The sequence below is a fragment of the Citrobacter sp. Cpo071 genome, assembly GCF_030332765.1.
In the GTDB taxonomy this organism is placed as follows: Bacteria; Pseudomonadota; Gammaproteobacteria; order Enterobacterales; family Enterobacteriaceae; genus Citrobacter; species Citrobacter portucalensis.
This window is the reverse complement of sequence record NZ_JAOWHE010000081.1, coordinates 60850-74046: the sequence shown is the minus strand read 5'-3', so window position 1 is coordinate 74046 and position 13197 is coordinate 60850. Positions and strand designations below refer to the sequence as shown.

Below are 13197 nucleotides of genomic sequence, written 5' to 3'. Positions count from 1 at the left end.
AATAAATTGCAATGGCCGCCGACTATGGCGGCTTTGTTTTGCGTGTTACTATTACCAAAACGGTAATTATTACTTCGGTGGTAACAATGCCCGCAGAACCAAAAGCACCAAAACGCAAATCAACGCAGTATAAGCCACTGACAGCGATGCAGGAGGCTTACGCGCAGGAATATACCAAATGCCCTGAGAATCAGACTCAGGCAGCGATTAACGCAGGATTTTCGCCAAATACGGCGGCAGTCAAAGCCAGCGTCATGATGCGTGATGAGCGTATCCAGAAACGGATCGCAGAACTGATGGAAGAGCGTAACAAGCGTTTGCGCGTCAGTGCCGATTACGTACTGCTCAGGCTGGTTGAAATCGACCAGATGGATGTGATTGACATCCTGAACGATGACGGCACGCTGAAGCCTATCCGCGAGTGGCCAAAGATATGGCGTACTACACTGAGCGGTTTCGATTTGTCATCGACCATCATGAACATGAACGAGGATTCGATAGAGACAATCCTCAAAAAAATCAAATGGCCTGACAAGGTGAAGAACCTAGAGCTTATCGGTAAGCACGTCGACGTCAATGCGTTCAAAGAGCGCCTTGAGGTTTCCGGCACTGTCACCATTGCCGACCGCATGGCGAAGGCCCGCCGTCGCGTGAAAGAGCTGGCTGGTGGTGAAGAATGACAGCCGCATCCGTGTCGCCGGAAGAGCAACTCGTCGAGGATATCGCTGGGTTCACGTATGACCCGCTGGGCTATTCGCTGTATGCGTTTCCGTGGGGAGAAGAGGGAACAGAACTGGCTCATGCAACAGGCCCGCGAAAATGGCAGGCTGATGCATTCCGCGAGATACGCGATCACCTTCAGAATCCCGCAACACGTCACCAGCCGCTGATGCTGGCCCGCGCATCCGGCCACGGTATCGGTAAATCTGCGTTCATCTCTATGCTGATTAACTGGGGCATGTCTACCTGTGAAGACTGCAAGGTGGTGGTGACCGCCAACACCGATAACCAGCTGCGCACCAAGACCTGGCCGGAAATCATCAAATGGTCGAACCTGGCTATCACGAAAGAGTGGTTCACCTGCACCGCCACCGCGATGTACAGCAACGATCCCGGTCACGATAAACGCTGGCGCGCTGACGCAATCCCATGGTCTGAGCACAATACCGAAGCTTTCGCCGGGCTGCACAACGAGCGTAAGCGCATCATAGTTGTATTCGATGAAGCGTCCAACATTGCCGATCTGGTGTGGGAAGTTGCCGAGGGTGCGCTGACGGACGAAGACACCGAAATCATCTGGGTGGCGTTCGGGAACCCGACGCGTAACACCGGGCGTTTCCGTGAGTGTTTCCGCAAGTACAAACACCGCTGGAAGTGCGCGCAGATTGATTCCCGCACCGTGGAAGGCACTAACAAGGAGCAACTGCAAAAATGGGTGGACGACTACGGCGAGGACAGCGACTTCGTGAAAGTTCGTGTGCGGGGGATCTTCCCTGATGCGTCAGAGCTGCAGTTTATCCCAACCGGCCTGACTGATGCCGCAATGAAGCGCGTGGTGACAGCCGGGCAGGTGGCGCACGCTCCGGTGATTATCGGTGTTGACCCGGCGTATTCCGGTGTGGATGACGCGGTGATATACCTGCGCCAGGGGCTGCACAGCAAAGTGCTCTGGACCGGAAATAAGACTACCGACGACCTGATTATGGCAAAGCGTATAGCCGACTTTGAAGACCAGTACCAGGCTGACGCAGTATTTATCGACTTCGGTTACGGTACCGGGCTGAAGTCCATCGGTGATGGCTGGGGACGTTCCTGGCAACTGATACCATTCGGCGGCGGCTCCACCGATCCGCAGATGCTCAACAAGCGCGGCGAGATGTTCAACAGCTGCAAAACGTGGCTGAAAATCGGCGGTGCACTGGATGACCAGGAAACGGCTGACGACCTGTCAGCTGCAGAGTACAAAGTCAGGGTGGATGGCAAGATAGTTATTGAACCGAAGGAAGACATCAAAGAACGGTTAGGCCGATCGCCTGGCAAGGGTGACGCTCTGCTGCTGACGTTTGCTTTCCCGGTGTCGAAAAAACTGAATGACCCACGGCAGCAACAGGGGAGGGCGATTACAGAATATGACCCCTATGCTTGAACCATTAGCGGTATAAGCTCAATATTATGAATCTCTATTAGATAGATTTTTGGTGGTGTTCATGTTGTTAAAAGCGCGAATTTTATCTTTCAAATTATCACCTGATTGATATTTGATATTTTCTTTCATGTATTCATTTTCGGAAGAGATCAATTTCAACCTCTGTGTATAATCATCAATGCTTGCTTGTGATGTAGATATTGTCATATTAAGTTTCGTTATCTCATCTTTTAATGCGTCTCTCTCAGCGGTTATTTCGCCCATTCTTTCCTGAGATTTAAGGATCTGCTCCCTCATTCCCTGTATTTCAGTTTCAGCACCAGTTTTAACTTTGTCGTACGTCACATCATGCTTTGCCTTGAGTCTTTGTAGGCGTGTAGAACGTTGGATTTTTTTTGCCTGCCTATAGTTTTCGATTGAATCAGAATTCATCAACGGTTTACTTTGCCATTTCTGTACAACGTTATTTGCCCAAGGAAGAAATCCACATATAACAATTGCGGATAAAGCCGGATAACAAAAAGTCATCGTCCATCCACTGTGTGCAGAGATAAACTCAATTTTATCGTAGATCTTCGTATCGCTTAGAAACAGATAAAGAAGTGATTTCCAGTTGAAAGCGCACCAAGACAAAGTGAACGCACCAATTACTGGATTTTTAACTCGCTGCGCAGCAGTACTTACGGTAGAAGAAAAAAGTTCTTTGAATGATTCGAGCATACCAGATCCCTTTTTTTGTTTTATCTGATTCTACCTTTAAGATTGTCGGAGGTCACCAGGCAAAAAAATGCCCACCGAAGTGGGCGAACTGGAAGAAAGGGTGCCTTCCATGGCAGTTACGGGTTTACAGCGCAACGCCATCGCAATAGCGTTCTGGTGTAAAAGTGACGGTGGTCAGCATCAAGGGAAACTGCCACCGCCAAAGGCTACACAGCATCGTTCTTATGGGCGCTTCATCACGGTCCTAAGGCGTGATTGGGTTGTGGTACGCAGTCTATTCGGCATAGCAACTCTGCGCAGATGATTCTAACAATCACCGGTGGTAACCGGTTTAATGCCTTATTCACCACAACGGAAAGAGCACTGACTAGTTCGGTACTCCGCAAAGCCTCCGAATAAGCGTGCGGACATCAATGCTCTTACCTGTTGTGTGCTGACCTTACAGCCAGCGTGGCTGGAATGAAGTCGCATAACGACTTTTCACCAACTAGGCAGGATCACCCTGAAAGAGCTGCCTCTTGATTCTTTCAGGCTCCCGATCTATCCCGGTAGTTGTTGTGGTGCCGGATTCGAACCGGCGCGGCGATCATTTCTGAACCCATTTCCCACCCATGCTTGCCATTGCTGCATGGATGGAGCTCTAACCTCGCTGAGCTAACCACAACGCTGAGAGCACTGCGCCTGTATCGGTTAGCGTCACGGGATTAACCGGTCACCCCAATGCTCTCATCGTTGCATCCTCGTCTCTTCCGAGGTGTCACACCGTATCGCCACGATGGTGAGTCGTCTGTCCGTGCTTACCTAACACTGGCCTGCACATTCCGGCTACCCGGCTGGGGAAGTAGCATCAAGGGAACCCATCCGGACCGCTGCGGCACATGTGCCATATGCCGTACTGCTACACACCTGAAAGCGCACTCCACCGTTTGGATTTAACGACCAAGCTCAAAGGTCATTCACTGAAGCGCGCTTTTAGTTGTGTGCGGAGATGATGCTCCGCTTATCCACCGCCTTTACTTTTAAGCCCAATTTATTGCTGCGGTACTCCGGGCTACTGCACAAGCGGTCACATAACCACCTCCGCAATTCATCAATTCAACACATGAACCAATTACCTAAAAGGTAATATCTGATGTTATAAGTGTCAATAGCCTACGATAAATAAATCATATGTGGTTAAATTGGTAATAATTTAATTGCGTACGGAGCTATTGCTATGTGTATCGGCAGCAAGCCATCAGTGCCAGCAGCACCAGAAGTACAGGCCGCGCCACAGGAGCAGGATGCAGCAGTTGTCAGTTCTCGTGACGATGAAGAGCGCCGCCGCCGTGCAGCAGCTGGCCGCAGTTCCACTCTGCTGACTGGTGCACAGGGCGACACCTCAACCGCAAACACCAGCGGTAAAACGCTGCTCGGTCAGTAACGGAGTAGGCAGAGATGGCGGAAACCGAAAAAGAGCGTCTGCTGAAGCAGCTCGCACAGTTGAAGAGTGAGCGCACATCGTTCGAGTCACACTGGCGTGACCTGAGCGACTTCATCAATCCGCGCGGTTCCCGCTTTCTGACGTCCGATGTTAACCGTGATGATCGTCGAAACACCAAGATTGTTGATCCTACCGGTTCAATGGCCCAGCGCATTCTCTCCAGTGGCATGATGTCAGGCATCACCAGTCCGGCCCGCCCATGGTTCAAACTGGCAACGCCTGACCCTGACATGATGGATTACGGTCCGGTTAAGGTGTGGCTTGAAGTCGTTCAGCGCCGTATGAACGAAGTGTTCAACAAGTCAAACCTGTATCAGTCATTGCCTGTCATGTACGCCAGCCTGGGTACTTTCGGTACCGCTGCGATGGCTGTGCTCGAAGATGACCAGGACGTGATCCGCACAATGCCTTTCCCGATTGGCAGCTACTACCTGGCTAACAGCCCGCGCGGCAGCGTCGACACTTCCTTCCGTCAGTTCTCCATGACCGTGCGCCAGTTGGTGCAGGAGTTCGGTCTGGATAACGTCAGCGCGTCCGTTAAAAGTATGTTTGAGAACGGCACGTATGAAACGTGGATCGAGGTTAACCACTGCATTACGCCAAACGTTAACCGCGACACCGGGAAGATGGACAACAAGAACAAGCCGTTCCGCTCAGTGTACTTTGAGACTGGCGGCGACTCCGACAAGCTTCTGCGTGAATCCGGATTCGATGAATTCCCGATCCTGGCGCCGCGCTGGGAAGTTAACGGCGAAGACGTTTACGCCTCATCCTGCCCTGGCATGCTGGCACTCGGTCAGGTTAAAGCCCTTCAGGTTGAACAGAAGCGTAAAGCTCAGCTCATCGATAAAGCCACTAACCCGCCGATGGTTGCTCCTACCTCGCTAAAAACACAGCGTGTTTCCCTGTTGCCTGGCGATGTGACGTACCTCGACGTGTTGAGCGGTCAGGACGGTTTCAAACCTGCATACCTGGTAAACCCGAACACTGCAGATCTGCTGGCTGATATTCAGGATACCCGCCAGACCATCAACAGCGCCTACTTCGTTGACCTCTTCATGATGCTGCAAAACATCAACACCCGCTCTATGCCGGTGGAAGCGGTGATCGAGATGAAAGAAGAGAAACTGCTGATGCTTGGCCCGGTGCTGGAGCGCCTGAACGACGAAGCACTCAACCCGCTTATTGACCGTGTGTTCTCCATCATGGCTCGCAAGAACATGCTTCCTCCACCGCCGGACGTTATGCAGGGTATGCCGCTGCGTATCGAATACATATCCGTGATGGCGCAGGCACAGAAATCTATCGGCCTTACCAGCCTGTCGCAGACCGTTGGTTTCATCGGTCAACTGGCACAGTTCAAACCTGAAGCACTCGACAAGCTCGATGTGGATGAGGCTATCGACGCGTTCTCCGAAATGTCAGGCGTATCGCCTACCGTCATCGTTCCTCAGGAGCAGGTGCAGGGAATTCGTGAAGAACGCGCCAAACAGGCACAAGCCGCACAGGCAATGGCAATGGGGCAGGCCGCAGCGCAGGGAGCCAAGACTCTCAGCGAAACTCAGACCACTGACCCTAGCGCATTAACCGCTATCGCTAATGCGGCAGGAGAACCGCAGCAATGACTGATATCGACGACGAAGGCCGTAAAGCAGCGCTTGACGCTAAACAGAAACTTCTGGCGCAGCGCGATATCGACGACATCCAGTTCGTTATGGGAAGCGAGCAGGGCCGCCGCGTGATCTGGTCACTGCTTGAGAAAGGTCAGGTGTTCGGTGCTTGCTTCAACGTAGATCCGCACATCACAGCATTCAACGAAGGGCAGCGCAACCTGGCTCTGGTTCTGTTTCAGCGCGTCATGGCGCACTGCCCCGATCAGTATCTGAAGATGGCCGCAGAGGCCAGTGAACAGGAGTAACCATGAATTTATTTGAACGTTTGCTGCATCGCCGTCTTTGCAATGAGCAATCCACTGAAGGTGGTCAGGCAGATACAGCTTCAACTGGTGCCACTGAAACAACTCAAGGCGCTGGCGAAATGCAGCAACAAACTCAGGAGCAAACCCAGACGCAGGATAACGCGACGGGTACTGATTCTGACAAAGGTTCAGAAACTCAGAAAACTGAGGAAGAACTTGCTGCTGATAAAGCCAAAGCAGAAAAGGCTGAAAAAGACCAGAAGCAGGAAGGTGCGCCTGAGAAATACGAGTTCAAACCAGCTGAAGGTCAGGAGCTTGATGCTGCTGCTCTGGAACAGTTCGAACCTATCGCCCGTGAACTGAACCTGACCAATGAGCAGGCGCAGAAGATGGTAGATCTGTACGGCACCAAGATCATGCCAATGGTCCAGCAGCAGCAGGTTGAAGCCTGGCAGAAAACCACCGAGCAGTGGGCTGCTGATGTTAAAGCAGACAAGGAGATCGGTGGCGATAAGCTCACCGGTAACCTGAGCGCTGCACAGCGTGCTCTTGCTCAGTTCGGTACTCCTGAACTGAAAGAATATCTGGAAGGTACTGGTCTGGGTAACCACCCGGAGCTGGTTAAAGCATTTGTTAAAGTCGGCAAGGCAATGTCAGAAGACAAGGTTGTCACCGGCGGTCATGAAAGCGGCGGCAGTGACCTTATCTCCGCCTTCTATCCTAAAAAGTGAGGTATGAAAAATGGCTTTAATCGGTCAAACTCTGCCATCGTTGCTTGACATCTACAATCGTACTGACAAGAACGGGCGAATCGCGCGCATCGTGGAGCAGTTGGCTAAAACCAACGATATCCTGACTGATGCGATCTACGTGCCGTGTAACGACGGCTCAAAGCACAAAACCACCATCCGCGCAGGTATTCCTGAGCCGGTATGGCGCCGCTATAACCAGGGCGTTCAGCCAACCAAAACCCAGACCGTACCAGTGACCGATACCACCGGTATGCTGTATGACTTGGGATTCGTCGACAAGGCTCTGGCTGATCGTTCTAGCAACGCAGCTGCGTTCCGTGTTTCCGAAAACATGGGTAAGTTACAGGGATTCAACAACAAAGTCTCCCGCTATACCTTCTATGGCAACACCGATGCTGAGCCTGAAGCTTTTATGGGCCTGGCGCCGCGCTTCAACACGCTGAGCGTCAGCAAAGCCGCAAGCGCAGAGAACGTATTCAACGCAGGTGGTAGCGGCTCTACCAACACCTCTATCTGGTTTATGTCATGGGGAGAGAACACTGCTCATATGATCTATCCGGAAGGTATGGTTGCAGGTTTCCAGCATGAAGACCTCGGCGACGATCTGGTAAGTGACGGTAACGGCGGCCAGTTCCGTGCGTACCGTGACGAATTCAAGTGGGATCTTGGCCTTAGCGTGCGTGACTGGCGTTCAATCTCTCGCATCTGCAACATCGATGTGACCACTCTGACAAAAGACGCAGCAACTGGTGCTGACCTGATCAGCATGATGGTTGATGCGTATTATGCCCGCGACGTGGCGATGCTTGGTGATGGCAAAGAAGTTATCTATGCCAACAAAACCATCCACGCATGGCTGCACAAACAGGCTATGAATGCCAAAAACGTGAACCTTACCATCGAAGAGTACGGCGGCAAGAAGATCGTTTCCTTCCTTGGCATTCCTATCCGTCGTGCGGATGCAATCCTCAACACTGAATCTGCCGTAACGGCGTAAGGAGAGAGAATCATGTTGCTTGATCAACAGGCTTTGTTCTCGGCGGCTCAGGCCATTACGGCTACCGCGGCATCAACCAACGTCATTGATACCGGATCCAGTAAAGATGTCGGTAAATATGGCGATATCCCTCTGCTGATTCAGGTTGTTGAGTCATTCAACACCCTAACCAGCCTGACGGTAACGGTTCAGACCGATGATAACTCAGCGTTCAGCTCTGCAACGGACGTTATCTCTATGGTCATTCCTCTGGCATCACTGACCGTTGGTTACAAAACGCCGGTTATTACGCTGCCTATGAAGCTTGAGCGCTACATCCGTCTTAACTATACCGTCGCCGGTACTGCGCCGACCACTGGCAAAGTAACCGCTGGCATTGTTGGTGGGGTGCAGACCAATGTCTAAATATCGCGTCAAAGAACGCTCCTTCATTAACGGCAAGCTCTGCGAGCCTGGCGATATTGTGGAGTTTTCCGGGGAGGCTGGCAAAAACCTTATCCCTCATAACGACGGTGATGTCGTGGTGAAGGATGACGATCTGCCAACCAATGAAGAGCTTCAGGAGCTGGACCAGCTTCGTACCATTTACGAAGAGATGTTCGGCGAAGCTCCGCATAAAAACACCAGCGCAAAAACTCTCAAAGAGAAGATTGACGCCCGGCGTAAAGAACTGGGCGTGTAAGCGCTCAATAAAGTGCTAAAAGCCGGGGCCATACGGCCCCGCTTTTCTATGCGGAGACCTGAGAATGAAAACTGTAAACATGAAAACAGGCACCGACTCATTCGTTGGTGAAGATGGAAAACCAGAAACCAAAGATCAGTATCCGTGGGGTCTGCGCATCACGCTGGATAACGAATCTCTGCAACGTCTCGGCCTGAATGCAAAATCACTGCCAGCGGTAGGTGATAGCGTTTCAGTTATGGCAATGGCTAACGTATGTTCTGTATCTACCCGCACCACAGATCACGGTGAAGACAACTATGTTGAGCTGCAGATCACCGATATTGGCCTGGCTCCACAGAAACGTGATGATGCCAAAGAGCTGAAAGATGCTTTCTACCCAGGCGGGGAGGATGATTAATGGCCTCCGTTATCGAGATCTGCAACCGCGCGCTGAGCAATATCGGCAACAGCCGCAGCATTAACAGTCTTAACGAAGCCAGCAAAGAAGCCGGGCAATGCTCCCTGCATTTTGATGCTTGCCGCGATGCTGCTCTGGCTGATTTCGACTGGAACTTTGCTACCAAGCGCGTGGCGCTGGCCGATACCAATAATCCGCCTCCTGACTGGCAATACGCTTACCAGTACCCATCTGATTGTGTTCGCATAACCGAGATAATGCCGCCCGGCCTACGCAATCCTACGGCTGCGCAGCGCATTGAATATGTTGTCGGTTCCAATGAGGATCTGACAGGTAAGCTCATTTACACCGATCAGCCGAAAGCGTGGTTGAAGTACGTAGCTCGAGTAACTGACGTCAATATGTATGACGCCATTTTTATGGAGGCGCTTTCCTGGCGTCTGGCTGCTGCCATCAACATGGCGCTGACCGGTAGCGCAGATCTCGGTAACAATGCACTGACGATGTACAACCGCGTGATCCTGAGTGCTGGCTCACATAGCCAGAACGAATCGCAGGAGCCACAACCACCGGTAGATGAGTTCACAGCAGCGAGGTTGTCATAATGGCTTTTAGTTGGATTCAACCGAGCTTTGCCGGTGGTGAAATTGGTCCGTCACTGTACGGCCGCATTGATATGTCAAAGTATCAGGTGGCGCTTCGCAAGTGCGATAACTTCATTGTTCGTCAGTATGGCGGCGTAGAGAACCGACCCGGTACGCGCTTTGTTGGCCCAGCTAAATATCCAGATCGCAAGTGCCGGTTAATCCCGTTTCAGTTCTCGACCGTCCAGACCTACGCGCTTGAGTTCGGTCATAACTACATGCGCGTTATCAAAGACGGCGCATACGTACTGAACAGCAGCAATGTGATTTACGAGCTGGCTATGCCGTATTCGGAGGCCGACCTGTTCCGCATTAAATTCACGCAGAGCGCCGACGTGCTTACGCTGGTTCACCCGGCCTACCCGCCGAAGGAGCTGCGCCGCTACGCGCACGACAACTGGCAGATCGTTGATGTCACCACCAAAAACGGCCCGTTCGAAGATATCAACGTTGACGAGTCAGTGAAGGTCTATGCCAGCGCCAGCACCGGAACCATTACGTTGACGGCAAGTTCTGCCATCTTCGGTGCTGAGCAGGTCGGAAAACTGTTCTATCTCGAGCAGCCTGCTATTGATTCCGTACCGGTATGGGAAACCAGCAAGACCACAGCAATCAACGATGTCCGCCGTGCAGACAGCAACTACTACCGAGCAAATACTGCGGGCAAGACCGGAACACTTCGACCATCTCACACTGAAGGTATGTCGTGGGATGGCTGGGGCGGTACTGGAGATGATGACACCGGGATCCAGTGGGAGTACCTGCACAGCGGTTTTGGCATTGCCAGAATCACAGCAGTAGCAGGTGGTGGACTGACAGCAACTGCCGATGTGGTTTCATTCATTCCGTCTCAGGTGGTTGGCTCCACTAACGCAAGCTATAAGTGGGCGAAATACGCATGGAACAGCGTTAACGGCTACCCGAGCACCGTTGTTTACTATCAGCAGCGCCTGTACTTTGCCGCTTCTACAGCATACCCGCAAACCATTTGGGCGAGTCGTACCGGCGACTATAAAGATTTTGGAAAGAACAACCCTATTCAGGATGACGATCGGATTATCTACACTTACGCCGGTCGGCAGGTGAATGAGATCCGTCACCTGATTGACGTTGGTAACCTGGTTGCTCTGACATCTGGCGGGGAATATACGATATCCGGGGACCAGAATAAGGTCCTCACTCCGGCGGCGTTCTCGTTCAGCTCCCAGGGGAACAACGGTTCCAGCAACGTACCACCTATCGCCGTGGCAAACATCGCGTTGTTCATCCAGGAGAAGGGAAGCGTGGTCCGTGATCTGGCGTATTCGTTTGATGTTGACGGGTACCAGGGTACGGACCTGACCATACTGGCAAACCACCTTTTCCAGAAGCATAGTATTGTCGACTGGTCATTCTGCATCGTGCCGTACAGCAGCGCGTTCTGCATTCGTGATGACGGTAAATTGCTGGTGCTGACCTATTTACGCGATCAACAAGTTTTCGCATGGGCACCGCAGTCCAGCGCCGGTAAGTACGAAAGCACCTGCTCCATCAGTGAAGGCAGCGAGGATGCTGTTTACTTCGTGGTTAACCGTACCATCAATGGGCAGACCGTTCGTTACATCGAGCGTCTTTCCAGTCGTCTGTTCACCAATGATGAGGACGCGTTCTTTGTCGACTGCGGTCTGAGCTACGACGGGCGCAATACATCATCACGCACAATGACCATCAGCGGTGGCACAGGTGACTGGAGCTATCAGGTTGATTATCCGGTTACTGTCAGTGGTGGAGCGTATTTCGTTAATACCGATGTTGGTGCTCAGATTCAGTTCCCATATACCGGCACGGATCCAGACACCAACGAACCGGTGGCTAAAGAGCTGCGCGGCGATATCATCTCCGTAACCAGCAATACCGCGGTTACCGTCAGATTCAATCGCAACGTTCCGGCGATACTTCGCAATGTGGCCACAACTAACTGGCAAATGGCTCGACAGACGTTCGGTGGCCTGTCGCACCTCGAAGGGCAGACGGTAAACATTCTGTCAGATGCCAGCGTTGAACCACAGAAAACAGTAACTGGTGGTTCCGTCACGCTGGAATCACCAGGCGCAGTGGTGCACATCGGTCTTCCTATCACCGCTGAATTCGAAACGCTGGACATCAATATCAACGGTCAGGAAACGCTGCTGGATAAGAAGCAGATCATTCCTACTGTAACGATGGTGGTTAATGCTAGCCGTGGCATCTGGGCCACTACTCCTGGTGGGACATGGTACGAATACCCGCAGCGTGAATTTGAGTTCTACGACGATCCTGTTGATGACGCTACCGGAAAGGTTGAAGTAAAACTCGACAGCAACTGGGATAAAAACGGACGCGTTAAGGTTCGACAACTTGATCCTTTGCCTCTGTCAGTGCTGGCTGTTCTTCCTCGCCTTACCGTCGGTGGCTTCTGATGATTAACGCTCAGATCGTACCCGCTACCTCAGAGCATATAGAAGCTATTATTCCGCATGTTCGCCAGGCTGATATCGATGAGTTTCTGGCAACAAATGGATGGAGTCCGCGGCGCGTGCTGGAAACCGGTCTGCGCACATCAACATTTTGCTGCGCTGGGCTGGTAAACGGCGACGTAGTTACCATATTCGGTGTGGCTCCTGCATCTATGATTGGCGGAAGTGGCATTCCATGGCTGGTTGGGACCGATGCGCTGGAGAAATACCAGAGAACCTTCCTTCGGCGGTGTGGAAAAGTGGTCAATGCAATGCTGACTGTTTACCCGTATCTTGAAAATTATGTTGATGCACGTAACCACACTGCACGCATCTGGCTTCACTGGTTGGGATTCACCATCGATGAGCCTCAGTCATACGGCATTAAAAACCTACCGTTTCACCGATTCCACATGGAGAGAAAATAATGTGTAGCCCGGCTATAGCAATGGTTGCAGTCACAGTGGCGTCAACTGCCGCATCAATGTACAGCCAAAACCAGCAGGCAAAATACACTTCTGCGGTAGCAGAGAAAAATGCCGATGTGGCAGAGGCTCAGGCTCAGGATTCCATAAACAGAGGTAACGCAGAGGCAGATCAGCGTCGTAGAGAAATGCGCCAACGACAAGGAACGCAGGCGGCAACCATGGCGGCAACTGGCGCAGAATTGGGCAGCGGTTCATCCCTGGACATCTTCGGAGATACTGCGCAGTTTGGTGCGCTCGATGCGTTGACTACTGTGAATAATGCCCAGAGAGAGGCCTATGGTTTTCGTGTTCAGGGGGCAAATTATCAGTCTCAGGCAGATTCAGCGCGCAGTGCAGGAAGTGCAGGCTTGACTCAGACATTACTAACCGCGCCACTGAAGGCATATGGGGCTTATCAGATGGGCGGTGGCACTTGGAATCCTTTTTCGCAAAGTAAAGCGGCCCCTATATCTGCCGCAATAGGCACACCAACCGGTCGATAAGGAGATACCGA

15 protein-coding genes and 1 pseudogene are annotated in these 13197 nt (G+C 52.0%); 14 read left to right on the top strand and 2 right to left on the bottom strand.

Annotation, left to right across the window (positions count from 1 at the left end):
• Nucleotides 1-5: 5 nt before the first annotated feature.
• Nucleotides 6-680 carry a terminase small subunit gene (locus OGY09_RS13545; protein WP_286590561.1) on the top strand — a complete coding sequence of 225 codons (675 nt, stop codon included), beginning with the start codon at nucleotides 6-8 and terminating at the stop codon, nucleotides 678-680.
• Nucleotides 677-2146 carry a terminase gene (locus tag OGY09_RS13540; RefSeq protein ID WP_286590515.1) on the top strand — a complete coding sequence of 490 codons (1470 nt, stop codon included), beginning with the start codon at nucleotides 677-679 and terminating at the stop codon, nucleotides 2144-2146. Before OGY09_RS13545 ends, OGY09_RS13540 begins: the two co-directional genes overlap by 4 nt.
• Nucleotides 2147-2170: 24 nt before the next feature.
• On the opposite strand, the gene OGY09_RS13535 is transcribed toward OGY09_RS13540, so the two are convergent.
• Together OGY09_RS13535 and OGY09_RS13530 are read right to left on the bottom strand one after the other, a co-directional pair.
• Entirely contained in the window at nucleotides 2171-2866 is a 696-nt protein-coding gene (locus tag OGY09_RS13535) for a hypothetical protein (RefSeq protein WP_286590513.1), read from the bottom strand.
• Between the two features lie 553 nt (nucleotides 2867-3419).
• Nucleotides 3420-3531 (bottom strand): annotated as a pseudogene (locus OGY09_RS13530).
• A 551-nt stretch (nucleotides 3532-4082) separates the two neighbouring features.
• On the opposite strand from OGY09_RS13530, the gene OGY09_RS13525 reads away from it, so the two are divergent.
• From OGY09_RS13525 to OGY09_RS13470, 12 genes are all read left to right on the top strand, one after another.
• On the top strand, nucleotides 4083-4289 hold the full coding sequence (locus tag OGY09_RS13525; RefSeq protein ID WP_000334867.1) for a hypothetical protein: 207 nt from the start codon (nucleotides 4083-4085) through the stop codon (nucleotides 4287-4289).
• A 14-nt stretch (nucleotides 4290-4303) separates the two neighbouring features.
• Entirely contained in the window at nucleotides 4304-5974 is a 1671-nt protein-coding gene (locus tag OGY09_RS13520) for a portal protein (protein WP_286590509.1), read from the top strand.
• Nucleotides 5971-6267: a Bbp19 family protein gene (locus tag OGY09_RS13515; RefSeq protein ID WP_286590507.1), complete on the top strand. Its 297-nt coding sequence runs from the start codon at nucleotides 5971-5973 to the stop codon at nucleotides 6265-6267. The genes OGY09_RS13520 and OGY09_RS13515 overlap by 4 nt, the downstream gene beginning before the upstream one ends.
• A gap of 2 nt (nucleotides 6268-6269) precedes the next feature.
• Nucleotides 6270-6998, top strand: coding sequence for a peptidase (locus OGY09_RS13510; protein WP_286590505.1), 729 nt, complete (start codon nucleotides 6270-6272; stop codon nucleotides 6996-6998).
• Between the two features lie 10 nt (nucleotides 6999-7008).
• Nucleotides 7009-8016: a major capsid protein gene (locus OGY09_RS13505; protein ID WP_279678703.1), complete on the top strand. Its 1008-nt coding sequence runs from the start codon at nucleotides 7009-7011 to the stop codon at nucleotides 8014-8016.
• A 12-nt stretch (nucleotides 8017-8028) separates the two neighbouring features.
• On the top strand, nucleotides 8029-8421 hold the full coding sequence (locus tag OGY09_RS13500; protein WP_279678705.1) for a Bbp16 family capsid cement protein: 393 nt from the start codon (nucleotides 8029-8031) through the stop codon (nucleotides 8419-8421).
• A complete protein-coding gene (locus OGY09_RS13495; protein ID WP_016046608.1) occupies nucleotides 8414-8698 on the top strand; it encodes a hypothetical protein in 285 nt (94 codons plus the stop codon). Before OGY09_RS13500 ends, OGY09_RS13495 begins: the two co-directional genes overlap by 8 nt.
• A 64-nt stretch (nucleotides 8699-8762) precedes the next feature.
• Nucleotides 8763-9098: a capsid staple protein gene (gene gp10 / locus OGY09_RS13490; protein ID WP_032636536.1), complete on the top strand. Its 336-nt coding sequence runs from the start codon at nucleotides 8763-8765 to the stop codon at nucleotides 9096-9098.
• A complete protein-coding gene (locus OGY09_RS13485; RefSeq protein WP_075584439.1) occupies nucleotides 9098-9703 on the top strand; it encodes a phage connector family protein in 606 nt (201 codons plus the stop codon). The genes gp10 and OGY09_RS13485 overlap by 1 nt, the downstream gene beginning before the upstream one ends.
• Complete coding sequence (locus OGY09_RS13480; RefSeq protein WP_286590499.1) at nucleotides 9703-12180, top strand: phage tail protein; 2478 nt, start codon at nucleotides 9703-9705, stop codon at nucleotides 12178-12180. Before OGY09_RS13485 ends, OGY09_RS13480 begins: the two co-directional genes overlap by 1 nt.
• On the top strand, nucleotides 12180-12644 hold the full coding sequence (locus tag OGY09_RS13475) for a hypothetical protein (RefSeq protein ID WP_286590497.1): 465 nt from the start codon (nucleotides 12180-12182) through the stop codon (nucleotides 12642-12644). Before OGY09_RS13480 ends, OGY09_RS13475 begins: the two co-directional genes overlap by 1 nt.
• A complete protein-coding gene (locus tag OGY09_RS13470; protein ID WP_060683445.1) occupies nucleotides 12644-13186 on the top strand; it encodes a virion core protein, T7 gp14 family in 543 nt (180 codons plus the stop codon). Before OGY09_RS13475 ends, OGY09_RS13470 begins: the two co-directional genes overlap by 1 nt.
• Nucleotides 13187-13197 lie beyond the last annotated feature (11 nt).

What these genes read in the sequence shown, in the direction of transcription:
- OGY09_RS13540 (WP_286590515.1), top strand. Translation starts at nt 677, where the DNA reads ATGACAGCCGCATCCGTGTCGCCGGAAGAGCAACTCGTCGAGGATATC.
- OGY09_RS13535 (WP_286590513.1), bottom strand. Translation starts at nt 2,866, where the DNA reads ATGCTCGAATCATTCAAAGAACTTTTTTCTTCTACCGTAAGTACTGCT.
- OGY09_RS13525 (WP_000334867.1), top strand. Translation starts at nt 4,083, where the DNA reads ATGTGTATCGGCAGCAAGCCATCAGTGCCAGCAGCACCAGAAGTACAG.
- OGY09_RS13520 (WP_286590509.1), top strand. Translation starts at nt 4,304, where the DNA reads ATGGCGGAAACCGAAAAAGAGCGTCTGCTGAAGCAGCTCGCACAGTTG.
- OGY09_RS13515 (WP_286590507.1), top strand. Translation starts at nt 5,971, where the DNA reads ATGACTGATATCGACGACGAAGGCCGTAAAGCAGCGCTTGACGCTAAA.
- OGY09_RS13510 (WP_286590505.1), top strand. Translation starts at nt 6,270, where the DNA reads ATGAATTTATTTGAACGTTTGCTGCATCGCCGTCTTTGCAATGAGCAA.
- OGY09_RS13505 (WP_279678703.1), top strand. Translation starts at nt 7,009, where the DNA reads ATGGCTTTAATCGGTCAAACTCTGCCATCGTTGCTTGACATCTACAAT.
- OGY09_RS13500 (WP_279678705.1), top strand. Translation starts at nt 8,029, where the DNA reads ATGTTGCTTGATCAACAGGCTTTGTTCTCGGCGGCTCAGGCCATTACG.
- OGY09_RS13495 (WP_016046608.1), top strand. Translation starts at nt 8,414, where the DNA reads ATGTCTAAATATCGCGTCAAAGAACGCTCCTTCATTAACGGCAAGCTC.
- gp10 (WP_032636536.1), top strand. Translation starts at nt 8,763, where the DNA reads ATGAAAACTGTAAACATGAAAACAGGCACCGACTCATTCGTTGGTGAA.
- OGY09_RS13485 (WP_075584439.1), top strand. Translation starts at nt 9,098, where the DNA reads ATGGCCTCCGTTATCGAGATCTGCAACCGCGCGCTGAGCAATATCGGC.
- OGY09_RS13480 (WP_286590499.1), top strand. Translation starts at nt 9,703, where the DNA reads ATGGCTTTTAGTTGGATTCAACCGAGCTTTGCCGGTGGTGAAATTGGT.
- OGY09_RS13475 (WP_286590497.1), top strand. Translation starts at nt 12,180, where the DNA reads ATGATTAACGCTCAGATCGTACCCGCTACCTCAGAGCATATAGAAGCT.
- OGY09_RS13470 (WP_060683445.1), top strand. Translation starts at nt 12,644, where the DNA reads ATGTGTAGCCCGGCTATAGCAATGGTTGCAGTCACAGTGGCGTCAACT.